This window comes from Marinobacter sp. LV10MA510-1 (assembly GCF_002563885.1).
Classification (GTDB): domain Bacteria; phylum Pseudomonadota; class Gammaproteobacteria; order Pseudomonadales; family Oleiphilaceae; genus Marinobacter.
In genome coordinates this window covers 425,578-450,823 of the sequence record NZ_PDJA01000001.1, presented here as the reverse complement: position 1 = coordinate 450,823, position 25,246 = coordinate 425,578, and the positions used below count along the sequence as shown (strand labels likewise).

Here is a 25,246-nt window from a genome sequence, read left to right as displayed (position 1 = left end):
TTAACCGCGCTCCCTGGCAAATTCCGCCATATAGGCGATCAGTGCGTCTACGCCAGCTTCCGGCATGGCGTTGTAAATGCTGGCACGCATGCCGCCTACTGACCGGTGACCTTTCAGGTTCAGCAACTGGCGCTCATCGGCACCTTTCAGGAAAGCACTGTTTAGCGCTTCATCTGCAAGGATGAAGGGCACGTTCATCCAGGAACGGAAGCGCGGGTCGATCGGGTTGGCGTAGAACGGGTTGGTATCAATAAAGTGGTACAGCTTTTTCGCCTTGCGGGCGTTGAGCTCGCCTATGGCGCTTACGCCGCCCTGATCTTTCAACCACTTGAAAACCAGACCCGCCAGGTACCAGGAATAAGTCGCCGGCGTGTTGAACATAGAGGCGTTATCGGCCATCACCTGATAGTTCATCATGGTCGGAGTTTTTGCGTGGGCTTTACCCAGCAAATCTTTGCGAATGATGACAACCACAAGGCCGGAAGGACCGATGTTTTTCTGCGCGCCGGCGTAAATCAGTCCAAATTTCGAGACGTCTACGGGGCGTGACAACATGGTGGATGACATGTCCGCAACCAGCGGCACCTTGCCGCTGTCGGGAACAAAATCAAACTCCAGGCCACCGATGGTTTCATTGGGCGTGTAATGCAGGTAAGCGGCATCGGCACGGGTTTTCCAGCCGGCCTGATCCGGCACGGTGGTAAAACCGCACTCGGCAGAACTCGCCACCACGTTCACGTCACCGTAACGGCGTGCTTCAGCGATGGCTTTTTCAGACCAGATACCGGTGTTCACGTAATCAGCGGAGGCCGAGTTACCCAGCAGATTCAGGGGCACAGTAGCAAACTGGCTGGAGGCACCACCCTGCATGAACAGAACGGCGTAATCGTCTGATACGCCAGCCAGATCACGCACATCCTGTTCGGCAGTTTCAGCGATTTCAACAAACTCGTCGCTGCGATGACTCATTTCCATCACCGACATGCCGGTACCGCGCCAATCAAGCATTTCGTCCCGCGCCTGTCGCAGCACCTGTTCCGGCAAAGTTGCCGGGCCTGCACAAAAATTATACGCCCTGCTCATGTTGCTCTGGTCTCTCGCGTCTTGCTGGTTCAGTGTGCCGGCTGCGGCGACTTATTCGTCGCCGGCATCCGCGTCGCCATTATCGTCTGCATCGGTGCTGTTGCCGTCAAGCGTTTCGCTGCCTGCTTGAACATCGCTACCGTCGCCTGAAACACCTTCAACCTCGGTGCTTTCGCCGCTGGCATTTTCATCGGTAATCTCTTCGGCGTCGGTTTCCGCAATACGCTCTACACCCACCAGGCGTTCGTCTTCCTGGCTGAGCTTGATCAGGCGCACACCCTGGGTGTTGCGGCTGAGCACAGAGACTTCATCGGTGCGGGTACGAACCAGCGTGCCCTTGTCCGAGATCAGCATCATTTCGTCGCCGTCGAACAGTTGCAATGCTGTTACCAGGTTGCCGTTACGATCAGAACACTGCATGGCGATAACGCCCTGGCTGCCGCGACCGTAAGTGGGGAATTCGTCCAGGTTGGTGCGTTTACCGTAGCCGTGTTCACTGGCCATCAGTAATACGGCGTTATCCTGTGGAATGATCAACGACACCACGTGATGGCCTTTGGCCATACGGATGCCGCGTACACCCCTTGCGGTGCGGCTCATCGGACGCACCGCGTCTTCTTTAAAGCGTACGGCTTTACCCGCGGTGGAGAACAGCATGATTTCAGCGCTGCCGTCGGTGATCGCCGCGCCAATCAGGGTATCGCCTTCGTCCAGCGACAACGCAATCAGACCGCTGCTGCGTGGGCGGGAGAAGTTCGGCAGCGGGGTCTTTTTAACCACACCGGCTGACGTTGCCATCAACACAAACTGATCTTCCGGGTAGTCCCGAACCGGCAGGAAGGTGGTAATACGTTCACCCTCGTCCAGTGGCAGAATATTCACCATCGGGCGGCCCCGTGACGCACGGCTGGCGCGCGGAATTTCAAACACCCGCAACCAGTAGACCTTTCCACGGTTAGAGAAACACAGAATCGTATCGTGGGAGTTGGCCACCAGCAGTTTTTCGACGAAATCTTCGTCTTTCATAGAGGTCGCCGCTTTACCACGGCCGCCACGGCGCTGGGCCTGATAATCTTCCACCGCTTGCGTCTTGGCGTAGCCGCTGTGGGAAATGGTCACTACCAGCTCTTCTTCATCAATCAGATCGGCCACGGTTAAATCGCGGCGGGAACTGGTAATTTCGGTGCGGCGCTCGTCACCAAACTCTTCCACAATGGCTTGCAGTTCGTCGCGAATAACCTGCATAAGGCGCTCCGGGTTACCCAGAATGTCCAACAGGTCGGCAATACGCTCCAGAATTTCGCGGTATTCGTTTTGCAGCTTTTCGGTTTCCAGACCGGTCAGGCGGTGCAGGCGCAGGTCCAGAATCGCCTGGGCCTGTTCTGGCGACAGATGATATTTGCCATTGCGCAAACCATAAATTTCCGGAAGATCGTCCGGACGGCAGGCATCTTTGCCAGCGCGCTCCAGCATGGCCATCACGTCTTCGGATCCCCAACCCTGGGCAATCAACTTTTCCTTGGCTTCAGCGGCCGAAGGCGAGGCTTTGATCAGAGCGATGATCTCGTCAATATTGGCCAGTGCAACTGCCAGGCCTTCAAGAATATGACCACGCTCGCGAGCTTTGCGAAGCTCAAAAATCGTCCGGCGGGTAACCACTTCACGACGGTGACGTATGAAGGCGTCCAGCATTTCCTTCAAATTAAGGATGCGCGGCTCGCCGTCAATCAGCGCCACCATGTTGATACCGAACACGGTTTCAAGCTGGGTCTGTTTGAACAGGTTGTTAATGATCACGTCCGGATTCTCACCGCGGCGCAATTCGATAACAACGCGAATGCCTTCCTTGTTGGACTCGTCACGCAGCTCGGTGATGCCTTCCAGGCGCTTTTCTTTCACCAGCTCGGCGATTTTCTCGATCAACCGTGATTTGTTCAGCTGATACGGCAGTTCGGTGATGATCACCGCGTCGCGTTTGGTCTTGGCGTCGTGCTCGACTTCGTGGCGGGCGCGAATGTACACGCGGCCACGGCCGGTGCGATACGCCTCAACTATGCCCGCGCGACCGTTGATGATGCCCTCGGTGGGGAAATCCGGACCGGGGATGAACTCCATCAATTGGTCAATGCTTAAGTCTGGATCATCAATCAGCGCCAAACAGCCTTTCACCACCTCAGTGAGGTTGTGGGGCGGAATATTGGTGGCCATACCCACGGCAATACCAGACGAGCCGTTGATCAGCAGGTTGGGCACACGGGTAGGCATGACCACCGGAATCTGCTCGGTGCCATCGTAGTTGGGCACATAATCGACGGTTTCTTTGTCCAGATCGGCCAGCAGGGAGTGGGCGATCTTCTTCATGCGGATTTCGGTGTAACGCATGGCCGCAGCGTTGTCGCCGTCGATGGAACCAAAGTTACCCTGGCCGTCTACCAGCGGGTAGCGCAGCGAAAACGGCTGAGCCATGCGTACGATGGTGTCGTAAACCGCAGAGTCACCGTGCGGGTGGTATTTACCAATAACGTCACCCACCACACGGGCGGACTTTTTATAGGCTTTGTTCCAGTCGTTGTTCAACACCGACATGGCGAACAGTACGCGGCGATGTACCGGCTTCAGGCCGTCGCGCACATCCGGAAGTGCCCGGCCCACAATCACGCTCATGGCGTAATCCAGGTAGGACTGCTTCAACTCGTCTTCAATATTTACCGGCAGGATCTCTTTGGCTAACTCACCCATCGAGAAAGGTTCCTTTGCGTTAACTGAAAATCGTATCAGGGCCCGATTCTGGCCCCGTCAATGAGTTCTTTAATAAGCCGCGCAGTGTACCACACAGGCACCCTTCCCGGGGCTTTAAGGGCGACTGTTAATCAAACACCACGGTCTTGTTTTCGTGGGTGATCACGCGGTCTTCAATATGCGAGCGCAAACCGCGAGCCAACACACTTTTTTCCACATCTTTGCCCAGGCGCACCATGTCGTCGGTAGTATCGCGGTGGGTGATGCGAATCACCGACTGCTCGATGATCGGGCCTTCGTCCAGATCCTGAGTCACGTAATGGCAGGTAGCTCCGATGAGCTTCACGCCGCGGCTATAAGCCTGGTGATAAGGCCGGGCGCCGGCGAACGAAGGCAAAAAGCTATGGTGAATATTGATCACCTTACCCGCGTATTTGGCGCACAGTTCCGGCGGCAGAACCTGCATGTAGCGCGCCAGCACCACCACATCGACCTGGTACTGCTCGAACAGGTCTTCAATGTGGGCAAAGGCTTCTTCGCGATTGTCTTTGCTTACCGGCACGTGGTGGTAAGGGATGTCGTGCCATTCCACCATGCGGCGCAGATCGTCATGGTTGGACACCACCGCCACAATTTCGACGTTCAGTTCTTTGCTTTGCCAGCGGTGCAGCAGATCGGCCACGCAGTGAGATTCCTTGCTGCACATCAGCACCACTTTTTTCGGCTGCGCCGAATCGGTGATGCGCCAGTTCATGTTGAACTCGCGGGCGATAGGCTCAAACGCTGCGCGAAACTGTTCCAGGCCAAAGGGAATCGAGTTAGCCTTGATTTCGTGACGCATAAAAAACCAGCCACTGTGGGTATCAGAGTGGTGGCTTGCTTCGGTTATCCAGCCGTTGTAGGTGGACAAAAAATTACTCACCTTAGCGACAATTCCCACCCCGTCCGGGCAGGAAATCACAAGACGGTAGGTATGCTCCATGAAAGCCTTTCCTTAACTCAAACGCGGGAAAGCGGATACGTCGGGGGAAAGCCGCAACCTGAAATTAAGCTAACGGCATTACGCACCAATGAAAATGACGGGCTATGATAGCTTATCTGAACGTTGGAAACGAGGAGCTAACGCATGCACAGCCACCTACAGGCACCCGATTCAGAAACAGGCTCAAACACCCGCTCAGGGCGATTAAAAGCCAACCTTCTGAGTGCTTCTGTTAACAGTAAGAGATTGATGGCTATCAGTACCAGGTTGATGGTTATCAGCACCGCCCTGGTTATCAGCTACGGCGCCCACGCCGATGCCATTCTGGAGGGCGAACGCTTTAACCCAGTAACCGCTACCCAGGGCATGGTGTCTACCAGCCACACCCTGGCCACCGACGTCGCGCTGCAGGTATTAAAAGACGGCGGTAATGCAGTGGATGCCGCGGTCACAGCCGGCTTCGCCCTGGCCGTTACCCAACCCCGCTCCGGTAATATTGGCGGCGGTGGTTTTATGCTGATAGCACCGGGGGATGGCGCCGTGCCGGAAGCCATTGATTACCGCGAAACCGCGCCAGCAGCAGCCACCGAAGATTTGTTTCTGGATGAAGACGGCAAAGTGGTGCAGAACCGCAGCCGTTTTACCCACAAAGCTGCAGGCGTGCCCGGCACGGTGGCCGGGCTGGCTCTGGCCCTGGAACGCCACGGCAGCATCAGCCTGAAGCAGGCTTTGGCGCCGGCCATTAAACTAGCCAGCGACGGCTTTATTGTGCCGCGGCGCTTCAGCGAAGGGCTGGAGCAGGCCCGCGATCGCATGACCCGCTGGCCTGCTACCCTGGAAACCTTTTATAAAGAAGACGGTTCAGCCTGGCAGCCCGGTGAACGCTTTCGCCAGCCGGAGCTGGCCACCACCTTACAGCGCATTGCAGACCAGGGCACTGACGGCTTTTACAAAGGCGAAACTGCGCGCCTGATTGCTGAAGAAATGGCCCGGCACGACGGCCTGATTACCGAGGCTGATCTGGTCGGCTACAAGCCTGCCGTCCGCACACCGGTACACGGCACTTATCGCGGATATGACATTTACTCCATGTCGCCGCCCTCCTCCGGCGGCGTTCATATCGTGCAGATTCTGAATATTCTAGAAGGGTTTCCCATCGCGGAATTCGGCCACAATTCCGCCAGTGCCATACATCACATGGCCGAAGCTATGAAACTGGCCTACGCAGACCGCACGCAATATCTCGGCGATACCGACTTTGTGGATGTGCCGGTGGCGGGATTAATCAGCAAAGGCTATGCAGAAGAATTGCGCGGCACGATTAGGGCGGACAAAACCCGCCCGGCCAGCGAGATAAAACCGGGGCAGCCGGCAGCCTATGAAAGCCCGGAAACCACTCACTTTTCAGTAGTCGATCGCTGGGGTAATGCGGTCTCAAACACTTACACCATCAACTTCAGTTACGGCTCAGGCATTACGGTGGCCGGCGCCGGTTTTTTACTGAATAACGAAATGGACGATTTCAGTGCCAAGCCAGGCGTGCCCAACGCTTACGGTCTGATAGGCGGCGCGGCCAACAAGATCGAACCCGGCAAACGCATGCTGAGCTCCATGTCGCCTACCGTGGTGCGTAAAGACGGCCGCAACTTTCTGGTGACCGGCAGCCCTGGCGGCTCGCGCATCATAACTACGACCCTGCAGGTGATCATGAACGTGATTGACCACGGTATGAACATACAAAGCGCGGTCAGTGTGCCGCGCATTCATCACCAATGGTTGCCAGATCAGATTCGTGTAGAGCAAGGTATTAGTGCAGACACCGTGAAACTGCTGGAAAGCAAAGGTCACACAGTGGTCACAGACTCGGCCATGGGCGCTATTCAGAGCATTATGATTGGCGAAGACGGTACGCTTTACGGTGGCGCAGATCCCAGGCGTAGTACGTCATCGGCCATGGGCTTTTAATAACTATAAAAGATTGCACAGGCTATGACGCCATAAGCAAAAAGATAACCGTAATACTGCCGTGGCTCGTTGGTCCGTGAATAGTATTTTGCGCGCAGACCACCTGCCATGACCCGACCTGTCACCAGAGCAAGTATCATCATAACGACAATGACCCAACCAATGGCCATTACTATTGTTACTGGCATTTACATTTCCTTCAGGATTTTGACAGACTCGCTACGGTGTGCGCCGTACGTTCAAATGTGAGCGCGATACGCTCGAACATACCCTCGATAACAACCGTTTGTTGATCTGGCAAGTCCACCGAATGTACAGCCTGCAACAAACGATCGCTGGCTTCTCGGAACCCGGGATTGAATTCGCCACGAGAACTCATTAGGTAGGTGTCTGCCAGCACCTGCTGCCAATTACGCAATTCGGCATCTACCAACGGTCCACGCCGTTTATGAACCAGTTTGCGCAAGCGTATGGATGTGTGCCCCAGGTTAAGGCCGGTAAAACCCAGATCCGTCATAAAGCGTTCGCTGCGTTTATTTTCCTGATCGTAATTGGCCAACCGCAGCAGGCGCTCGCCCATGCGGCCGTTGTACCAGCGTTCCGGCGTGGGATGGTTGTTTATATCCACCAGATCTCGTGCCGTTGCGTGCAACAGTCGCCGCTTCATCAGCTGGCTATCGGGCGGCGCAATCAGCTGAAATATCCAATAGAGCGCACCAATACCGACCAACAAGCCGAGAGCATTGTTGGCGGCATCTGCGGCGTTAAATGTCATATTGTTGCCAGGCTGGATGATCAACGCAAAGGGAATGCAAAAACCCAGGCCGTAAGGCAAAGTTTCGCGGCTGGCCAGCGCCACTAGACCAATATAATAAGGCCCGGCCAATACTAATATCAGAATTTCAAAATCCCCGCTGCTTTGTGACAGCAGTGCCAGCCCGAACACCAGCGCCACCGGTACCGAGACCGCCACACCCAATAGCAGGCGACGGAGAAACACCTTCAAAAAGGCCAAAGAAAAGCGCGCAAAAGTGACCGAAAAAACAACCGGCATAATCATCATCAAAATGGCCGAGGGGCTGGCGGTGGTCACCCAGACGGTGGCACCAAACAGAAACACCATGCCCGTACGAAAACCGTTGATGGCGCCAAACAGAGGGTCCCGATGAGTAGACAGTTTGGGAGCTTTCAACAGTGTACTGTCTGGATTTTCCAGAGCGTTGTAAGCCCGCAACACCACGGCCAGATCTGACGCCAGTTCTAGGGCCGTGCCTGCCAGACGGGTAACAATGGCGGACTCGTCTACAAACGCAGAGCGCTGCTCCAGCAGCAGTCGCCGCAATGCCTGCGCCAGGCGGTAAGCTTCTTCATAGTTGTCGGTCGCAGCAACCAGGCGGAAATGGGTGCGCATGGTATCCAGCATCTGGCGAAACGCTGGCGACAGCAGGTCATCGTGATTACGATGAAAACGGCCGAGAATCTGGGTCAGCGCTACCAGCGACAGCACCTTGTTGCTGAGCAGATTAGCAGCCCGGCTGCGCCCCGGACCCTCCGGGCTTTCATACACCACGGCGCTGGAGTCGTCTGCCAGCGCAACCAGGGTTTCCAGAATCTGCTCGGCGCTGTGGTGGCGCTGATCGTGGGAGCTTTGAGGGTCCAGCTCGAAGGTCAGATTTTCCAGGGTTCTGTTAATCACCGTGCGGGCGTCGTCGCGCATCTGGTCTTTCACCATCATTGGCCACAGCAGCTTGCTGACCAACATGGCACACACCGCGCCCACGGTTATTTCACTGATACGAGCCTGGGCAATATCAAACACTGCCTTGCTGCTGGCGGCCTCGGCGTTGGCCATCACCAGAATCACCACCAAAGCAGCGGTCATGCCGGCCATGGCAAAGGCATAAATAAAGTTTTTGCTGTGCACCATGGCCGCAGCCGCGGAATTCAGGCTCACCCACAACGCCAGACTGGCCAGTGCCAGCAGCGGGTAAGGTATCAGCAGCGCGAGTATGAGGATGCCTACAGCACCCCCCAGCAGTGATCCCAGAATCAGGCACACGGCTTTTTCGATCACCATCCCGCTTTCCGGACGGATCTGTAGAAAAATAGCTGCGACCAGGGCCCAGTAAGGTCGCTCCAACCCCAGATACATGGAGGTGAACAGCGCCATGGCCATGGCGATAAGGCCTTTGATGGCGAAAATCACCGCGTGCTTGTCGGGCATCAGCAACTTTGCCAGCCAGGGGTGTAGCTGCATATTACTGATCGGTGTCGAGATAGATTGAAACCGTCATACCGGCGCTAAGATTGAGGCCTGGCGGCAGTGAGTCCAGAGTGATATCCACCGGGATGCGCTGGGCCAGGCGTACCCAGTTCACCGCCTGCTGCACTTGTGGCAACAACTGGCCGTTGCTACTAACGCTGGTGTCGGCAATGCCTTGGGCAATACTGGTGACCTTGCCCTGCATTTCACCGCCGCTCATCAGTGTTACCCGGGCACTCTGGCCGACGTAAATTTTCTGAAGCTTGGTTTCTTCAAAGTAACCGGTCACGTAAAACGAGCTTTTCTCCACCAGAGACACCACCGGCTGGCCCTGGTTCACGTAGTTGCCTGCGCTTAGATTGAGATTGCTAACAGTGCCGGTTTCAGGCGCCATTACCCGGGTGCGCTGAAGGTCAATACGGGCCGTTGCCAGCTCAGCCTGAGCCAACTCGTAACTGGCTTTGGCTGACTCGGTTTGAATGCGGTAGGTTTCCAGATTCTCGTCGTTGATCGTCTGGCGGCCGCTCAAGCCTTCGCGGCGCTGATACTGATGCTGAGCCAGTTCCCAGGCGCTGCGCTTTTGCGCCAGATAAGCGCCGGCTTCGGCAATTTTGGCCTGATAGCGGGATTCATCAATCACAAACAGCAAGTCGCCCTTGTTAACCGGCTGATTGTTGCTTACTTCAAGGCGGGTTACCCAGCCGGATACGTCGGGCGCTACGGTAATAACATCTGCGCGAATACGGCCATCGCGGGTCCAGGGCGAATGCAAATAGTGGTTCCATATCCAGTTGCCGGCCAGTATGGCCGCAACAACCACCAGCAGAGTAACCCCAACACGCAATAATTTTCCCATAAGTCCGCTTCAGTCTCCCACCCAGTAAATTGTCAGCGCCAGATAACACACAAAAAGCCCCACATCGAACCAGGCATCTTTCCAGATATAACGCCGCAAGCGCAGCCGGTGCAGAACCCAACGAGTGGCCATGGTCATCAAAAACGCCAACGGCCCCAGCACCACCAAAGGGCTGAACAGCATTCCGCCTAAACTCAGCTCATGAAACATGCGTATTTTTATCACCCGGTTATTGCGGAATCTGTGTGTGTTGGCGGTAAGGAATGTATTGGACAACTATCGGGTGCGAAAACCAATAGCCATTTGCCAGTACATCCGCAACTAATCCAGCACGGCGCTTATATCCGGGTATTGGCAGTGACAAATGGCCGGCCACCTGGCTTGGCCGATTAAGCCCGCGCAACCCTAGTAGCAGGAGTTCGGCGACGATTCAGGATTGATGTCACCAGCCACTTCGTCCGGGTCTATACCGTGGTGGGCCAGCACTTCACGCACAAAATTTACCTGCGCCAGCACCCTGTCGGCATCGTCACCGTAATCGTAACGGTTTACTTCTACCGGCTGCGGCATAAAGGTAAAAGCGGTTTTCAGTGCGGTCAATGTATCGTCGTCTATCATCAGCAAGGTCCAGTTAAAGTGAATGATTTGTAAAATCAACTATCGGCGAGGACGCACCCAATCGTCAATCATTGCTAGCGCCTCGTTTAGCATTACTGATCATGCACCTTAAAGCTCAATAAGTGTCATTCTCGCTGTACACGGCCACCGACAAGTCACCGTTGTTTGCCTCTGTCACCACAAAGGTGATCGGCTTACAGCACACCTGACAGTCCTCGATGTATGATTGCTGCGCATCTTCAGGGTTGATCAGCACCTCAATAGACTCACCGCAGTAGGGGCATTCAATGTTGGTTTCGGTCAGTTCGTTCATAAAGCCTCTTTATTCAGCATGCGCCCTGGGGCACGTAGATGTAGCCGTGTTCCGTGCAGCCGAATACCCGTTCACTGCTCCCAGCCTGGTACAAAGCCGCAATATACAGGCAAACAATCGCATCCAGAACGTCTTCGTTATGCTTCAGAGCTGCGCCACGTAAAGACTGAATACGCTGGGTATCAAAATAGGGTAAAAATAACGGGCCTATGGTCAACATCATTCTTTGGGACTGCGCCAGGCTAAGCAGCAAACTGGCAAGCCGGGCCTGGCCCTGGCGCTTATCCGCTACCTGGCCTTTTTTATAAAGTAGCCGCTCAGGAAGCTGAAATATTTCGATCAGTGCAGGGTGGGGATAACACTCCAGCTGCCACTTTTGCCCGGGTGCAGCTGCATGGCCAAAGCCGGCTGCGTGCAAATGATCTCCTAACAACACACCGTTGGAAGCGGGGAACAGAGTCAGATTGCAAGCGTGGCAAGACGCCTTCCGCGCACCATAAGCCACCGCAATACCGCGCTCACAGGGCCGCTGCCCGCTCGGGTTACGAATAATGAGTGGGCCGTCTACCGCCACGCCGTGAAGACCCTCAACAGAATCTAGGGCGCTGGCAACGGCGTCAAAACCGTGAAGGTTTTCAAACACGCTGGTTACCGCTATAGCGCCATCGGCCACGTACCCTACCGCAATAGCCGTAGGGTTGCGATTGCCCTGCCAGGCGAGGTCGACACCTGCAATCACTGCCATAAAATTACCTTTCCAGTTTTCATTTTACGCTAAGGCTACCACTGTAAACGGTGATCCTGTCATTCGAATTCTTAATCCTGGCGGTTGAAATCTGGCCCTGTTCGGAATACTGTATATTTAAACAGTACTTCGAGATTTAGCCATGAATGAACTTCTATCCGCCCTGAAGCAAAGCGCCCGTGTCTGGCAGGGCCATCAGCCTGCTCACACCAGTCAACTGGCAGAATCTACCGGTTACCAAGCGCTGGATAACCAGCTGGGCGGGCTGGGCTGGCCGCGGGGAGCACTCAGTGAATGCCTGCTGGACACGCCCGGCATTGGCGAGCTGCATTTGCTTCTGCCACTGATGCAGCGCCTGACCCATAGCGGAAAAACCGTATTCTGGCTGAACCCGCCGCACATTCCCTATGCCCCGGCACTGGTGCGTGAAGGGGTTGATCTTGACCAAGTAGTGGTGATTCACACCCAGGACAGCGGCGATTTTTTATGGACTTTGGAAAACTGCCTGCGCTCACCGGTCACCGGGCTGGTTATGGCCTGGCCCGGCAAGCTGGCGTTGCGGGATGTGCGGCGCTTGCAGCTGGCCGCTGAAGCCGGCAGCAACGTGTGCGTATTGTTTCGCGAACGCTGCCATGCCGCGCAAAATTCGCCAGCGGCTCTGCGCCTTGAGTTGCAGCCAGACGCCAATCAATGCCTGCAGGTGCAAATACTCAAACGCCGTGGCAGCTGGCCGGGCCAGCACTGCGAGCTGCCGTTACCGCAGCGGGCTGGCCGGGCCGTGGCCGAAACCAGCCGCGTGGTTAAGGGTCCCTGGCCCAGGCCGGCCCGGTAACCCTTTATGCTGTGGTTACATCTGCATTTTCCTCAGTTATTGCTGGACCATATCCGCCGCTCCCGAAAGCAGGACGCAGCGCTGGTGATTGTGGACGCCTCTGGCCAGAAGGTACTTCAGGCCTGCGCTCAGGCCAGCAGCCAAGGCGTGCAGCCCGGCATGCGGCTGAAAACCGCGCTTAGCCTGGTGGCAGATCTGGCGATGGTCCGTACCGATCCGCAGCAGGAAGCCCGGGTACTGCAAGACCAGGCCCGCTGGCTGTACCGCTGCGCCGCCCACATTACCCTGGTGCCGCCGGATGGCCTGCTGGCTGAAATCGGCAGTCTGCAAAAGCTGTACGGTGGTTTGCCGGCGGTGTGGGAAACCATAGAGCAAGGCTTGAACGAACGCCGCCTGACGGCCTGGCTGGGCATTGGTCACACCCCGCTGGCAGCAAGGCTGATTGCCCGCACCGGCAAAGGTGAATGCAGCGCCGACCAGGGCCACATGCAGCGTCTGCTGGATCAGCTGCTACTGCCGGCAGCAGAGTTTGATGCCCAGGCCTGCACCCGCCTGCAGCGGTTAGGCCTGAATACACTGGGCGACCTGTTCGCCCTGCCCGCAGCCGAACTGGCGCGACGGCTGGGCCCGAAAATTCTGGCTCACAGTCAAAAAATACAAGGGTCACGTCCAGACCCACAAACGCCCTGGCAGCCCCCGCACCGGTTTCGCCAGCAAGCGGATTTTGTCGAAGACATCGAACATTCCCAGGGACTGCTGTTTCCGTTGCAGCGCATATTGAGCGAGCTGGAAGAAGATCTGTGCTGGCGCCAGCAGGAAACCGACAGTCTGAATTTGTTGTTGTGCTATCGCTACACAGAACCCACCCGCCTGCACATACGCACGTCCGGCCCGGAGCATCGGGCGGAGGCTTTTCTGAATTTGATTCGCCTACGCTTTGAACAACAGCCTTTGCAAGCTCCGGTGGTGTCACTGGTATTGCTGGTAAAACGCTTTATTGGGCGTGAAGCCGCCAGCGGACAGGATTTGTTGGGCGAAACCCAAGATATGAACGAAGCCTGGCACACGCTGATCAGCCGCCTGCAGGCCCGGCTGGGCGACGGCGCGTTGCAACAGCTGGCGCCACACGCTGATCACCGCCCTGAGCAGGCCTGGGCCAGTGCCGATGTACAACGCAAACAGCGCAAAGCCAGCGCTGCGGAGAATCCGTTACCTTGCCGCCCGCTGTGGCTGATGCATAAACCTCAGCCGTTACACACTAAGCCGCAGGCCTGGTTTTCCGGCCCGGAACGCATCAGTGGCGGATGGTGGGATGGCCAAAGGGTACAGCGGGATTATTACATCGCTCAATTACCCAGCGGCCAGTTGGCTTGGGTATTTCGGGATGCCAGTCAGGGCTGGCACATACACGGGTGGTTTGGCTGATGCAGTCTGAAAGTTATATAAGTGGTGAAAGCCATGAAAGCTACGCCGAGCTGCACTGCTTCAGCAACTTCAGTTTTCTGACCGGCGCCTCGCATCCCCATGAGCTGGCAGAACAAGCCGCAGGGCTGGGTTATAGCGCCCTGGCCATTACCGATGCCTGCTCGGTGGCTGGTATTCCCCGCGCCTGGGCGGCGCTTAAAAACAGCCCGGTAAAACTCATTACCGGCAGCTGGTTTGAATTGAGCGACGCACCGCCTGGGGCCTGCACGCCCCGCTTCATACTGCTGGCGCGTACCCGCAAAGGCTATGGCCAACTGTGCCAGCTGATCACCAGCGCCCGGCGGCGTGCGGAAAAAGGCCAGTACCAGCTGTATTACCGTGACCTGGAAGTACACGCGCTGGACGACTGCCTGTGTTTGTGGTTACCGCCAACATTGGCCAGCGCCGACAGCCAGCAAGCGCTAACGGCGGGTGAATGGCTGCTGCGATTGTTTGACCGGCGGCTGTGGCTAGCAGCCTCACGCACTCTGGAATCCGCTGAAGAACTACAGCTGGCCCGCATACGCTGGCTGGCCGGGGAATTACGCTGCCCTATCACCGCCAGTGGCGACGTGCACATGCATTGCCGCAAACGCCAGCCCCTGCAGGATGTACTCACTGCCCTGCGCAACCACACCAATCTGGAAAGCGCCGGCCATTGTCTGTTTCAAAACGGTGAACGTTACCTGCGCCCCGTTGCGGTATTACAGCGTCTGTTTCCCGCCGCGTGGCTGCAGCAAACTCAGGTGATCGCCCGGCAATGCACGTTTGAACCCGGCAGCCTGCGCTATGAGTACCCGCCCGATCTGGTGCCAGCCGGCACCAGCGCCGCCGGTTATTTGCTGCAACTGACCCGCGAAGGCGAACGCCGGCGCTACCCGGACGGCACACCGCTACAGGTGCAGGCGCTGATTCACAAAGAGCTGGGGCTGATTTCGGAGATGCAATACGAGCACTATTTCCTGACCATTGAGGACATAGTCGCATTTGCCCGCGGCCGCGGCATTCTGTGCCAAGGCCGTGGTTCAGCGGCTAACTCTGCGGTGTGCTATTGCCTGGGCATTACCGAAGTGAACCCGGCAAAAGTCGACCTGCTGTTTGAGCGTTTTATTTCCAAAGACCGCAACGAGCCACCGGATATAGACGTCGATTTTGAGCACCAGCGGCGCGAAGAAGTGATTCAATACATTTATCAGCGCTACAGCCGCGACCGCGCAGCCATAGCCGCCACCGCTATCCGTTATCGCCCGCGCAGCACCATTCGCGACGTGGGCAAAGCCATGGGGTTTGACCCATTGCTGGTAGAACAACTGCTTGACGGCATCGACTGGCGCGACAAAGCCACACCCTGGCGCCAGCAGATACTGGATAAGAACCTGACTCGCAACCCAAACGTCGCTGACCAGTTTTTTACCTTGGTAAATACCCTGCTGGGCTTTCCACGCCACCTGTCCCAGCATGTGGGCGGTTTTGTCATCAGCGCCGGCCCTCTGGCGGAATTGGTGCCCATAGAAAACGCCGCCATGGCCGACCGCACGGTGATTCAGTGGGACAAAAACGATCTGGAAAGCCTGGGGTTAATGAAGGTAGACGTACTGGCGCTGGGCATACTCACCGCCATTCGCAAAGCTCTGGAGATGATCAGCGCCCAGTTAGGGCGGCCGTTTCACATGCAGGACATTCCCCAGGAAGACCCGGACACTTACGCCATGCTGCAAACAGGCGACAGCGTGGGCGTATTCCAGGTGGAATCCCGGGCCCAGATCAACATGCTGCCGCGACTAAAGCCCGCCACTTATTACGATCTGGTGGTACAGGTAGCCATTGTGCGCCCGGGGCCTATTCAAGGCGATATGGTGCATCCTTATCTGAAGCGCAGGCATGGGTTGGAGTCTGTAACTTACCCCAGCCAGGCCATACAGCGCGTGCTGGAACGTACTCTGGGTGTGCCCATATTCCAGGAGCAGGTGATCAAACTGGCCATGGTCGCCGCCGGCTTCAGCGGCGGCGAGGCCGACCAGCTGCGCCGAGCCATGGCGGCGTGGAAATCCCACGGCGACCTGACTCCATTTCGCGATAAATTGCTGGGCGGCATGAAAGAGCGCGGTCATACTGATGATTTCGCCGAGCGCCTGTACCAGCAAATATGCGGTTTTGGCGGCTACGGTTTCCCCGAATCCCACGCCGCCAGTTTTGCCTTACTGGTGTATGTATCGGCCTGGATAAAGCGCCACTACCCGGCCGCGTTTTATTGCGCTTTGCTCAACAGCCAGCCCATGGGTTTTTATTCAGCGTCTCAACTGGTGCAGGATGCCCGCCGCCACGGGGTGGATATACAGCCACTGGATGTGAACCACAGCCAGTGGGACCACACTCTTCAATCTCAAGCCCCACAATCTCAAGCCCTGCAAACCCAAACCGATAATCATCTATCACTGCGCCTGGGCCTGAGCCAAATCCGCGGTCTATCACAGCAAGCTGGCACGTCCGTTTCCGCCAAAAGACCAGAAACCGGCTACACGTCTTCCAGCCAGCTACGGCAGCTGACCGGTCTGAACCAGCGCGATATGGAGCTGCTGGCCGGTGCCAACGCCATGCCCGGTTTTACCAGCAACCGCCACCAGGCCTACTGGCAGTTGCTGGGCTACGAACAACCGGCTGAGTTATTTATCGGCGAAGACAATAGCGCACCCGAATCAGCCTGCGAGCAACTACCAACACCCAACGAGGGCCAGAATATAGCGGCAGACTACAGCAGCCAGGGCCTGACCCTACAGCGCCACCCCCTGGCACTGCTGCGGGAACAGGGCCACCTGCGTTTCTGCCTGAGCGCCAGCGAACTCAACACCATAGAACCTGGCCGCCCGGTACAGGTAGCCGGCCTGGTAACCGGCCGCCAACGCCCCGGCACCGCCTCGGGTGTAACTTTCGTTACTCTGGAAGACGAAACCGGCAACATCAACGTGGTGGTCTGGCTGGCCACCGCCCGTCAACAGCGCAAGCCCCTACTCACCGCACGGCTGCTGCACGTAAAAGGCGTCCTGGAACGGGAGGGAGATATAGTGCACATAATGGCCGGCAAATTGTCTGACCTTAGTCACCTGATAAAGGCTCTTCCAGTCAGTTCGCGGAATTTTCACTAAAAACTCAAACTGCGCGGGATACGCTCCGGAATAGGCATGTGATTAAAGGCGGAATCTTCCGAGCTCCTGGCGCATTTTCTAAAACCCAGTTCGTTAGTTTGATATTAACGCTTCACCAAATACGGCCGTCAATTCTTGAGTTAACAGTTGCAACCCCTTGCCTTTATCACTGATTTTCCACGCTAGATAATACTCGAAAACAGAGACCTTGTTTAACGTCAGCTCTACAAGTTCGCCATTGTTGAGTTGATTTTGAATACGTAGTCGCGGTAAGTGGCCTACGCCTATTCCTGCACGGATCGCCTCAACTTTTTGATCTATGTTTTGCACGTAGAAATGTTTCCCGTCGCTGCTTAAACCTGCGCTTCGGGTAATATCACTGACAGACGTATCATGCGTGATTACTCTCCGAACTTCCGGCAGGCGCCTCTGCAAAGCGTCAGGGTTGGTCGCTATACTCGCCAGTTCATGGCGGGAAGCAACAACCGGCACCAGATCGGCACAGGCCAATGGTATTGCCCGGTAGCCTTTTTGCAGCGGGACCGGCCCGGGCGACCCGACAATTAAATCGACCCGACCTTGCTCTAAAGCCTCCCACCCGCCATTCAGTACTGACTCACAGACATCGATTTCAATCGTGGAATGCGCCTTGAGAAATTCATCCAGCACGCCAAAAAAGGCTGGGTAAGACTGCATTGACTCTATGGCGATGCTAATGCGCGGCTCCCAGCCCGTGGCCACTTCCTTTGCCTTATTCGCCAGTCGTGCGGTGGTTTGAAGTATCTCCCTACCCTCGACCAATATCAATTTTCCGGCTGACGTTAACACCGAACGGCGCCCCTGCCGCTGGAATAGCGCAATACCCAGCTGCTCTTCCAGCTTTTGCACCGCATAGGAAACGGCCGACGTCGCTTTGTTCAGCTCTTCAGCCGCTTTCGCGAAACTTCCACGCCGGTCTATGGCATCCAGTGTTTCCAGAACCTCTATTATAATTGGGTTTTTTGCCATTACGCCTCCAAATAACTGTTCTGATATTTAGAACATTCTAAACAGATATTAACTCTTATTGCGAATTTTTTAACCCTTATAATGAGTCAGTTACTTAAAAAACATTCGGCTGATCTAGAGGCCGTGGCAAAGGGGCACAGCATGTCAGATGACATTCTGACGTCGACATTTTCGGCCAAAGAATCTACAGGAGTCGCACAATGGGCTTATTACAAAAGGGTAAATGGGTTGACCAGTGGTACGACACCGGCAATAGCGGTGGTGAGTTTCGCCGTCAGGACAGTCGCTTCAGAAGTTGGCTGACACCCGATGGCAACGCCGGCCCAAACGGGGAGCCCGGCTTCAAGGCAGAGAAAGGCCGCTACCATTTGTATGTGTCACTGGCTTGCCCCTGGGCACACCGCGCACTGATTTTTCGCCAAATAAAGCAGTTGCAGGATTATATTGATGTCACCGTGGTCGACCCGGTGATGCTTGAAAATGGCTGGGAAATGAACGACCCACTTTACGGTCTGGACTTTCTGTATCAACTGTATTTAAAGGCGGATTCCAGCTATGAGGGCCGCGTTACCGTGCCGGTCTTGTGGGACAAGCAAACACAGACCATCGTCAGCAATGAGTCCTCAGAGATTATCCGTATGCTCAATACGGCGTTTAATGCTTTAACGGGCAACACCATAGATTACTACCCTGATACGTTACACGAGCGGATCAATGCCCTGAATGACCGTGTCTACGACACCATCAACAATGGCGTCTATCGAGCCGGTTTCGCCACCACCCAAGAGGCCTATGAAAAGGCTTACCATAGCCTGTTCGATTCGTTGGACTGGGTCGAGGGTTTGTTAGACCGGCAGCGTTATCTGGGGGGCGGCCAGTTGACGGAAGCCGATTGGCGTTTGTTTACCACCTTGATTCGTTTCGATGCCGTGTATTTTGGTCACTTTAAAACCAACCGTCAGTTACTGGCCGATTATCCAGCCATCAGTGGTTATGTGCGCGAGCTATATCAGATACCTGGGGTGTCTGACACCGTCAGCTTTGAGCATATCAAAACCCATTATTATGCGAGCCATTTGATGATTAACCCCACGGGAATTATCCCCGTGGGTCCAGCACAGGATTTTACCGCCGCCCATGGCCGAGAAGGGATTGGGGAAAACTCATGAGAGAATTACTTCAAGTAATAACAGCCCGCCCTGCCCAGGACGGTGACGGGGTCAAAATTCATCGACTTGCGGGTCAGCGCCTGCATCAGGCACTGAATCCTTTTTTGATGATTGATGAAATCAACTCTGACGATGCTGCCGACTATATTGGCGGATTTCCTGAACACCCGCACCGCGGTTTTGAAACCATTACTTACATGAAGGCCGGGCGCATGCGCCACCGCGACCACATGGGCAATGAGGGCATTATCAGCGCCGGTGATGTGCAATGGATGACAGCGGGCGCAGGCGTGCTTCACTCGGAAATGCCTGAGCAAGAGCACGGTCTGTTGCACGGCTTTCAAATCTGGCTGAATTTGCCCGGCACTGAAAAAATGAAGCCCGCAGCTTATCAGGAAATTGCTAGCGCGGATGTTTCCGAGCAGCCGCTATCTAACGGCGGGATCGCTCGCGTTATCGCAGGTTCCGTAACAATCAATCGACAATTGCAGCAAGGCCCAGGCCCGCTGCCAGAGAGTTCAACCCAACCTATTTTTGTCGATGTGCACCTGGCTGGCAATGAAACCGTTGAATTGTCTTTCAATGCCGATAACCCTGCGCTGGTGTATGTCTATCAAGGTGCGACAGATTTGATCGACGCGCGGCAACTGGGCATCTACGCCAAAGGCAACACATTGCAACTGCATGCCTGCGCCTCAGGCGCAGGCATGTTAGTACTCAGCGGCTGCCCTATTGAAGAGCCCGTGGTGCAATACGGACCTTTTGTGATGAACACGCCCGAAGAAATTGAACGGGCATTGAAGGACTTTAGCAACCCGCAATTTCTAAACCGGTTAACGTCCGGTTGTAAAAGTCGGTAACTCGAGTCAATACCGACTCAAACTTCCAAGTTAACCGCCAGAAACGAAAAATCCCGCCAGGCTAAGGCCGGGCGGGGTTTCCAGAACAGCAACAGAACAATCAGCTAAGCAACTTGATCATGACGCCAGCTGCTACCGCCGAACCGATAACACCGGCCACGTTCGGGCCCATGGCGTGCATCAGCAGGAAGTTTTGCGGGTTGGCTTCCAGGCCCACCTTGTTGGATACCCGCGCTGCCATCGGCACCGCCGATACGCCAGCAGAACCAATCAATGGATTGATGGGATCCTTAGTGAACTTGTTCATCAACTTCGCCATCAACACGCCGGCTGCTGTGCCCACACCGAAGGCAACAATTCCCAGTGCCAGAATACCCAGAGTCTGGCCATCCAGAAATTTTTCAGCCATTAGCTTGGAACCAACGGATAGCCCCAGAAAAATGGTCACAATGTTGATCAACGCGTTCTGTGCCGTGTCGCTCAAACGCTCCACAACACCACATTCCCGCATCAGGTTACCAAAGCAAAACATACCCAGCAGCGGAGCTGCATCTGGCAAGAACAGAACCACCGCAATCAACACAACCAGCGGGAACACGATTTTCTCGCGCTTACCCACCGGGCGCAGCTGGGACATCTTGATCGCACGTTCTTTTTTCGTGGTCAGCGCCTTCATAATGGGTGGCTGAATCAGCGGAACCAGTGCCATGTAAGCGTAGGCCGAAACCGCAATCGCACCCAACAGGTGCGGAGCCAGTACGCTAGACACGTATATAGACGTTGGGCCATCGGCACCGCCGATAATACCAATCGCCGCCGCTTCCAGAATGGTGAAGTCCAGAATGCCCATCCAGTCCAGCAGTGCCGCACCCAGAACCGTACCGAAAATACCGAACTGCGCTGCCGCACCCAGCAATAGAGTTTTCGGGTTGGCCAGCAACGGACCAAAATCGGTCATTGCACCCACGCCCATGAAAATCAACAGAGGCCCAACGGTACTGCCGATAATCACCAGGTAGAAGTTGTGCAACATGCCGTTGCCATAACCGAAGTCAGAGGCCAGGTTATTGGCCATAGCTACTTCTGCCGAGCTACCGGTGTGGTAAGCCGATTTGAACGCACCCAGTACGTCCGGCGTTATCGCCTGACCTGCCTGGTAGGCCACATCCAGAGCGCCAGCCAACGCGGCTAGCACTTCCGGTTTAGCAACATGTATGGCATTTTCCGCCGCCGACAGGGCCAGCCCTGCCTCCGGAATGTTCGCCAGAATACCGCCAAAACCAATCGGCACCAGCAGCAGTGGCTCGAAGCCCTTACGGATCGCAAGGTACAGAAGACCCAGGCAAACCACGATCATGATCGCTTGCCCGATTTCAATGTTGAACAGGCCACTGCCTGTCCATAACGTCATTAATTTATCCATGGAATGCTGGCCCTTATGCGATTGTCAGCATTTCATCATCAACAGCGACGGCATCACCGACCTTGATGAAGACTTCACCGACGGTACCGGCTTTCGGTGCGCGGATCTCGGTTTCCATTTTCATGGCTTCCAGAATGATCAGCACATCGTTTTCTTCCACGGCATCGCCGGGAGAAACCAGAACCTTGAAGATGTTACCGCCCAAAGGCGCATTAACCGGATCACCGCCGGCAACCGGTTCCGGTGCGGCGGCCGCAGGTGCCGAAGCAGCTCCGCCTTCTGCCTGAATCTGGCTGAGTTCACCTCCTTCAGACACCGCTACCACGTATTTTTTACCGTTCACTTCAACGGTGTAGGTTTCGGGGCCAGAGGCCTTTTTCGCCGGCGCTACGTCATCCGCCGACGGAATCGGCTCGAACGCATCCGGATTGTTGCGGTTTTCAAGGAATTTCAAGCCAATCTGCGGGAACAGGGCGTAGGTCAGTACATCGTCGATGACATTGTCAGCCAGTTTGATGCTCTTCTCTTGCGCCAGCTTTTTCAGCTCGTCCGTCAGTTTGTCTATTTCCGGCTCTAGCAAATCCGCCGGGCGACAGGTAATGGCTTGTTTGCCATCAAGCACTTTTTCCTGCAGCTCTTTATTGAACGGCGCAGGCGCGGAACCGTATTCACCTTTGAGAATTGCGGCGGTTTCCTTGGAAATAGACTTGTAGCGCTCGCCGGTCAGTATGTTCAGTACCGCCTGGGTGCCCACAATCTGCGAGGTAGGCGTTACCAGAGCGATATAACCCAGGTCTTCGCGTACTTTCGGAATTTCGGCCAGCACCTGATCAAACTTGTCCGCGGCGTTCTGCTCTTTAAGCTGGGCTTCCATGTTGGTCAGCATGCCGCCAGGCACCTGAGCAATCAGGATGCGGGAGTCTACACCTCTTAGACTGCCCTCAAATTTGGCGTACTTCTTCCGCACTTCGCGGAAATAACCGGCAATTTCTTCCAGTAGCACCAGATCCAAACCCGTATCACGATCCGTACCTTCCAGTATCGCCACCACCGCTTCGGTCGGCGAATGCCCGTAAGTCATGCTCATAGAGGAAATTGCGGTGTCTACGTTATCAATACCGGCTTCAGCGGCCTTAAGTGCGGTCGCAGTCGACATGCCGGTGGTGGCATGGCACTGCATATGAATCGGTACGCTCAGCTCTTTTTTCAGGCGGGTGACCAGTTCAAACGCCACATAGGGTTTGAGCAGGCCGGCCATGTCTTTAATGGCAATGGATTGAGCGCCCATGTCTTCAATTTCTTTAGCCAGTTCAACCCACATATCAATGGTGTGAATATGGCTGGTGGTGTAGGAAATGGTGCCCTGGGCGTGTTTGCCGGTTTTACGCACGGCCTTGATGGCCGTAGCCAAGTTGCGGGGGTCATTCATCGCATCAAAAATGCGGAATACGTCCACGCCGTTTTCAGCGGCACGATCAACAAACCGCTCTACCACGTCATCCGCATAGTGGCGGTAGCCCAGAAGGTTCTGCCCACGCAACAACATCTGTTGGGGCGTGTTGGGCATGACTTTCTTCAATTCACGAATACGCTCCCACGGGTCTTCGCCCAGGTAACGGATACAGGAATCAAAAGTGGCTCCACCCCAGGATTCCAGCGACCAGAAACCGACTTTATCGAGTTTCTCGGCGATTGGCAGCATATCGTCAAGCCGCATGCGGGTGGCCAGCAATGACTGGTGGGCGTCACGCAGTACAACGTCCGTAATCCCCAGCGGTTTTTTAATGTCTGTCATCGTGTCAGCCTTCTATTTAAAGGTTTTAAATCGCTTACCGGGTCACTTTTTGTGACGCGACCGGAATTGAGCAACCGCCTGTTTGATCGCCTCTGCGACGTCGGGATCAACCGACGGTTTCGCCTTGGGCTTGGCGCGAGACGTTCTGGCCGGAGTTGCGGGCTCGGGCGCGGTAAACCGGTTCAGCAGCTTAGACATGATCAGCGTTGCGAATACCAGCACGATCAGAAACGCAAATACAAATCCCATACCCGCAATCATCAAATCAATAGCTTGGGTCATCAGCTCATTCATAACGAATAGCTACCTGTCTTGGTTAGTGACTTTTTCCCGGGAATCCGTACCGACAAGCCATAGATTCGGCGCTTTATTCAATGAAACCGGGATGCAAAATCCTGCGTAATTTACCGGTTTAATGAGTGATCAGCAACCAGAATACAAATGGCTATACGGACTTTCCAAGTATTTTTGGGTATTTTTCCACCCATTCTCCCGCCGAACATCCCACACTTAAGCCAATCTAGACTAATCGTGCCCGCAGCTTGCGACCTTTTACCTTGCCGCGCTCCAACTGTTCCAACGCACGTCCAGCGTGGCGGCTTTCCACCGCTACAAAACACTGAAATTCAAACACATTTATTTTACCAACGGCGCTACCAGGCAAGCCGCCGTCGCCGGTCAGAGCGCCCATCACATCACCTGGGCGCAATTTTTCTTTGCGGCCTGAGGCTATGCACAGGGTTTTCATCAGCGGCTTCATCGGTTTTGGCACGGTGGCCAGTAATGGCTCACTATCGCCCCAAGTGACCGATGCACCGCGTTCGCTTTCAAGGCGATTGATTTTGTGGCCCTGAGACGGGTTGCAAAGCGTAACGGCCAGCCCCTGCTCACCGGCGCGACCGGTGCGACCGATGCGGTGTGTGTGTATTTCTGGATCACCTGCCGGTTCGGCGTTCACAACCAATGGCAATGACTTAATATCCAGCCCACGGGCCGCCACGTCGGTGGCCACCAATACCTGGCAACTTTGATTGGCAAAACGTACCAGCACGCTGTCGCGGTCGCGCTGCTCCAGATCACCGTGCAATGCCAGCGCCGAAAAGCCCTGCTGGGACAGCTCGGCCGCCAGCTCGTCACACTGATGTTTCATAGCACAGAACACCAGGCAGGATGTAGGTTGATGCTGCGACAGCAGAGCCACGATGGCGCGGGTACGCTGATTGCCAGAAATTTCGTAGAACACCTCGGCAATATCACTGTTCATCTTCTCGGTTTGCGCCCGCACATCCACCGGCTCACGCTGAAAACCGGCGCTGAGTTTGCGAATCGATTCAGGCCAAGTGGCTGAAAACAGCAGAGTCTGGTGCTGTGCAGGCGCGTGTGAAAGAATGTTTTCCACGGTTTCCTGAAACCCCATATCCAACATGCGATCGGCTTCGTCCAGCACCACGGTGCACACCCGATCCAGTTTCAGCGTGCCTTTTTGCAGATGATCGGCTATTCGCCCTGGTGTACCCACAACTATATGAGCGCCATGGGCCAGCGAGCCGATCTGAGGGCCAATCGACACACCACCGCACAGGGTGAGTATTTTTATATTGTCGCGGGCACGGGCCAGTTCCCGCAAAGCCTTGGCGACCTGATCAGCCAATTCCCGAGTGGGGCACAGCACCAGGCTTTGTACCGAGAACTGCTTGGGTTTCACATGCTCAATCAGACCAATACCAAAGGCTGCGGTTTTGCCGCTGCCGGTGTGCGCCAGGGCGATAACGTCCTGGCCCGCCAGACAATGGGGTAAGGCCCGCGCCTGAATATCGGTGGGTTCGGTAAAACCCAGGCGCTCAAGATTGGCCTGCATGGCGGCAGACAGTTCAAGGTCTTTAAAGGAAGGCATACAAGAAAATCCCGGAATCAGCAGTTGCTGGTTAAGAAGGTAAACGCGAGGGCGTATACTGCGGCTGGTGGAATAATAACAGAGTTTCCTATCA

The 25,246-nt window shown here is 55.5% G+C and carries 21 protein-coding genes; 6 read left to right on the top strand and 15 right to left on the bottom strand.

What is annotated here, in order from left to right; genetic code table 11:
* From serC to purU, 3 genes are all read right to left on the bottom strand, one after another.
* Complete coding sequence (gene serC / locus ATI45_RS02090) at positions 1–1,083, bottom strand: 3-phosphoserine/phosphohydroxythreonine transaminase (RefSeq protein WP_098418067.1); 1,083 nt, start codon at positions 1,081–1,083, stop codon at positions 1–3.
* Between the two features lie 51 nt (positions 1,084–1,134).
* Entirely contained in the window at positions 1,135–3,822 is a 2,688-nt protein-coding gene (gyrA, locus tag ATI45_RS02085) for a DNA gyrase subunit A (protein WP_098418066.1), read from the bottom strand.
* Positions 3,823–3,949: 127 nt separating this feature from the next.
* Positions 3,950–4,804 carry a formyltetrahydrofolate deformylase gene (purU, locus tag ATI45_RS02080; RefSeq protein ID WP_098418065.1) on the bottom strand — a complete coding sequence of 285 codons (855 nt, stop codon included), beginning with the start codon at positions 4,802–4,804 and terminating at the stop codon, positions 3,950–3,952.
* 144 nt (positions 4,805–4,948) lie between these two features.
* On the opposite strand from purU, the gene ggt reads away from it, so the two are divergent.
* Positions 4,949–6,769 (top strand): gamma-glutamyltransferase, encoded by a 1,821-nt coding sequence (gene ggt / locus ATI45_RS02075; protein WP_098418064.1) that lies wholly within the window; start codon positions 4,949–4,951, stop codon positions 6,767–6,769.
* On the opposite strand, the gene ATI45_RS21775 is transcribed toward ggt, so the two are convergent.
* The 7 genes from ATI45_RS21775 to ATI45_RS02045 form a co-directional block, all read right to left on the bottom strand.
* On the bottom strand, positions 6,766–6,957 hold the full coding sequence (locus ATI45_RS21775) for a hypothetical protein (RefSeq protein ID WP_098423793.1): 192 nt from the start codon (positions 6,955–6,957) through the stop codon (positions 6,766–6,768). The two genes, ggt and ATI45_RS21775, sit on opposite strands and share 4 nt — an antisense overlap.
* Positions 6,958–6,968: 11 nt before the next feature.
* The gene (locus ATI45_RS02070; protein ID WP_098418063.1) at positions 6,969–9,026 is read right to left on the bottom strand and encodes an FUSC family protein; all 2,058 of its coding nucleotides are present in this window, start codon (positions 9,024–9,026) and stop codon (positions 6,969–6,971) included.
* A 1-nt stretch (position 9,027) separates the two neighbouring features.
* A complete protein-coding gene (locus ATI45_RS02065) occupies positions 9,028–9,888 on the bottom strand; it encodes an HlyD family secretion protein (RefSeq protein ID WP_098418062.1) in 861 nt (286 codons plus the stop codon).
* Positions 9,889–9,897: 9 nt separating this feature from the next.
* Positions 9,898–10,098: a DUF1656 domain-containing protein gene (locus ATI45_RS02060; protein WP_098418061.1), complete on the bottom strand. Its 201-nt coding sequence runs from the start codon at positions 10,096–10,098 to the stop codon at positions 9,898–9,900.
* 195 nt (positions 10,099–10,293) lie between these two features.
* Positions 10,294–10,506 (bottom strand): penicillin-binding protein, encoded by a 213-nt coding sequence (locus ATI45_RS02055; RefSeq protein WP_098418060.1) that lies wholly within the window; start codon positions 10,504–10,506, stop codon positions 10,294–10,296.
* Between the two features lie 115 nt (positions 10,507–10,621).
* Entirely contained in the window at positions 10,622–10,819 is a 198-nt protein-coding gene (locus ATI45_RS02050) for a CPXCG motif-containing cysteine-rich protein (protein ID WP_098418059.1), read from the bottom strand.
* A 13-nt stretch (positions 10,820–10,832) separates the two neighbouring features.
* Positions 10,833–11,564 (bottom strand): DUF429 domain-containing protein, encoded by a 732-nt coding sequence (locus ATI45_RS02045; protein WP_098418058.1) that lies wholly within the window; start codon positions 11,562–11,564, stop codon positions 10,833–10,835.
* Positions 11,565–11,706: 142 nt separating this feature from the next.
* Here ATI45_RS02045 and imuA point away from each other — a divergent pair, with 142 nt between their 5' ends.
* Genes imuA through ATI45_RS02030 form a run of 3 tightly spaced genes read left to right on the top strand, consistent with a single transcriptional unit; the run spans position 11,707 to position 17,003 of the window.
* Positions 11,707–12,396 (top strand): translesion DNA synthesis-associated protein ImuA, encoded by a 690-nt coding sequence (imuA, locus tag ATI45_RS02040; protein ID WP_098418057.1) that lies wholly within the window; start codon positions 11,707–11,709, stop codon positions 12,394–12,396.
* A 6-nt stretch (positions 12,397–12,402) separates the two neighbouring features.
* The gene (locus tag ATI45_RS02035; protein ID WP_098418056.1) at positions 12,403–13,821 is read left to right on the top strand and encodes a Y-family DNA polymerase; all 1,419 of its coding nucleotides are present in this window, start codon (positions 12,403–12,405) and stop codon (positions 13,819–13,821) included.
* Complete coding sequence (locus ATI45_RS02030; protein WP_098418055.1) at positions 13,821–17,003, top strand: error-prone DNA polymerase; 3,183 nt, start codon at positions 13,821–13,823, stop codon at positions 17,001–17,003. Before ATI45_RS02035 ends, ATI45_RS02030 begins: the two co-directional genes overlap by 1 nt.
* 93 nt (positions 17,004–17,096) lie before the next feature.
* On the opposite strand, the gene ATI45_RS02025 is transcribed toward ATI45_RS02030, so the two are convergent.
* Entirely contained in the window at positions 17,097–18,011 is a 915-nt protein-coding gene (locus ATI45_RS02025; protein WP_098418054.1) for a LysR substrate-binding domain-containing protein, read from the bottom strand.
* 200 nt (positions 18,012–18,211) lie between these two features.
* On the opposite strand from ATI45_RS02025, the gene ATI45_RS02020 reads away from it, so the two are divergent.
* Both ATI45_RS02020 and ATI45_RS02015 read left to right on the top strand, forming a co-directional pair.
* Entirely contained in the window at positions 18,212–19,180 is a 969-nt protein-coding gene (locus tag ATI45_RS02020; RefSeq protein WP_098418053.1) for a glutathione S-transferase family protein, read from the top strand.
* Positions 19,177–20,040 (top strand): pirin family protein, encoded by an 864-nt coding sequence (locus tag ATI45_RS02015; RefSeq protein WP_098418052.1) that lies wholly within the window; start codon positions 19,177–19,179, stop codon positions 20,038–20,040. Before ATI45_RS02020 ends, ATI45_RS02015 begins: the two co-directional genes overlap by 4 nt.
* 100 nt (positions 20,041–20,140) lie before the next feature.
* Here the strand turns inward: ATI45_RS02015 and ATI45_RS02010 are convergent, their stop codons facing one another.
* The 4 genes from ATI45_RS02010 to dbpA all read right to left on the bottom strand — a co-directional run bounded on the left by ATI45_RS02010 (position 20,141) and on the right by dbpA (position 25,152).
* A complete protein-coding gene (locus tag ATI45_RS02010; protein WP_098418051.1) occupies positions 20,141–21,463 on the bottom strand; it encodes a sodium ion-translocating decarboxylase subunit beta in 1,323 nt (440 codons plus the stop codon).
* Positions 21,464–21,476: 13 nt separating this feature from the next.
* Positions 21,477–23,258, bottom strand: coding sequence for a sodium-extruding oxaloacetate decarboxylase subunit alpha (gene oadA / locus ATI45_RS02005; protein ID WP_098418050.1), 1,782 nt, complete (start codon positions 23,256–23,258; stop codon positions 21,477–21,479).
* 42 nt (positions 23,259–23,300) lie between these two features.
* Entirely contained in the window at positions 23,301–23,552 is a 252-nt protein-coding gene (locus ATI45_RS02000) for an OadG family protein (RefSeq protein WP_098418049.1), read from the bottom strand.
* Positions 23,553–23,778: 226 nt separating this feature from the next.
* Entirely contained in the window at positions 23,779–25,152 is a 1,374-nt protein-coding gene (gene dbpA / locus ATI45_RS01995; RefSeq protein WP_098418048.1) for an ATP-dependent RNA helicase DbpA, read from the bottom strand.
* Between the last annotated feature and the right edge of the window lie 94 nt (positions 25,153–25,246).

Coding starts and splice junctions, on each gene's coding strand:
- serC (WP_098418067.1), bottom strand. CDS start 1,083: ATGAGCAGGGCGTATAATTTTTGTGCAGGCCCGGCAACTTTGCCGGAA.
- gyrA (WP_098418066.1), bottom strand. CDS start 3,822: ATGGGTGAGTTAGCCAAAGAGATCCTGCCGGTAAATATTGAAGACGAG.
- purU (WP_098418065.1), bottom strand. CDS start 4,804: ATGGAGCATACCTACCGTCTTGTGATTTCCTGCCCGGACGGGGTGGGA.
- ggt (WP_098418064.1), top strand. CDS start 4,949: ATGCACAGCCACCTACAGGCACCCGATTCAGAAACAGGCTCAAACACC.
- ATI45_RS21775 (WP_098423793.1), bottom strand. CDS start 6,957: ATGCCAGTAACAATAGTAATGGCCATTGGTTGGGTCATTGTCGTTATG.
- ATI45_RS02070 (WP_098418063.1), bottom strand. CDS start 9,026: ATGCAGCTACACCCCTGGCTGGCAAAGTTGCTGATGCCCGACAAGCAC.
- ATI45_RS02065 (WP_098418062.1), bottom strand. CDS start 9,888: ATGGGAAAATTATTGCGTGTTGGGGTTACTCTGCTGGTGGTTGTTGCG.
- ATI45_RS02060 (WP_098418061.1), bottom strand. CDS start 10,098: ATGTTTCATGAGCTGAGTTTAGGCGGAATGCTGTTCAGCCCTTTGGTG.
- ATI45_RS02055 (WP_098418060.1), bottom strand. CDS start 10,506: ATGATAGACGACGATACATTGACCGCACTGAAAACCGCTTTTACCTTT.
- ATI45_RS02050 (WP_098418059.1), bottom strand. CDS start 10,819: ATGAACGAACTGACCGAAACCAACATTGAATGCCCCTACTGCGGTGAG.
- ATI45_RS02045 (WP_098418058.1), bottom strand. CDS start 11,564: ATGGCAGTGATTGCAGGTGTCGACCTCGCCTGGCAGGGCAATCGCAAC.
- imuA (WP_098418057.1), top strand. CDS start 11,707: ATGAATGAACTTCTATCCGCCCTGAAGCAAAGCGCCCGTGTCTGGCAG.
- ATI45_RS02035 (WP_098418056.1), top strand. CDS start 12,403: ATGCTGTGGTTACATCTGCATTTTCCTCAGTTATTGCTGGACCATATC.
- ATI45_RS02030 (WP_098418055.1), top strand. CDS start 13,821: ATGCAGTCTGAAAGTTATATAAGTGGTGAAAGCCATGAAAGCTACGCC.
- ATI45_RS02025 (WP_098418054.1), bottom strand. CDS start 18,011: ATGGCAAAAAACCCAATTATAATAGAGGTTCTGGAAACACTGGATGCC.
- ATI45_RS02020 (WP_098418053.1), top strand. CDS start 18,212: ATGGGCTTATTACAAAAGGGTAAATGGGTTGACCAGTGGTACGACACC.
- ATI45_RS02015 (WP_098418052.1), top strand. CDS start 19,177: ATGAGAGAATTACTTCAAGTAATAACAGCCCGCCCTGCCCAGGACGGT.
- ATI45_RS02010 (WP_098418051.1), bottom strand. CDS start 21,463: ATGGATAAATTAATGACGTTATGGACAGGCAGTGGCCTGTTCAACATT.
- oadA (WP_098418050.1), bottom strand. CDS start 23,258: ATGACAGACATTAAAAAACCGCTGGGGATTACGGACGTTGTACTGCGT.
- ATI45_RS02000 (WP_098418049.1), bottom strand. CDS start 23,552: ATGAATGAGCTGATGACCCAAGCTATTGATTTGATGATTGCGGGTATG.
- dbpA (WP_098418048.1), bottom strand. CDS start 25,152: ATGCCTTCCTTTAAAGACCTTGAACTGTCTGCCGCCATGCAGGCCAAT.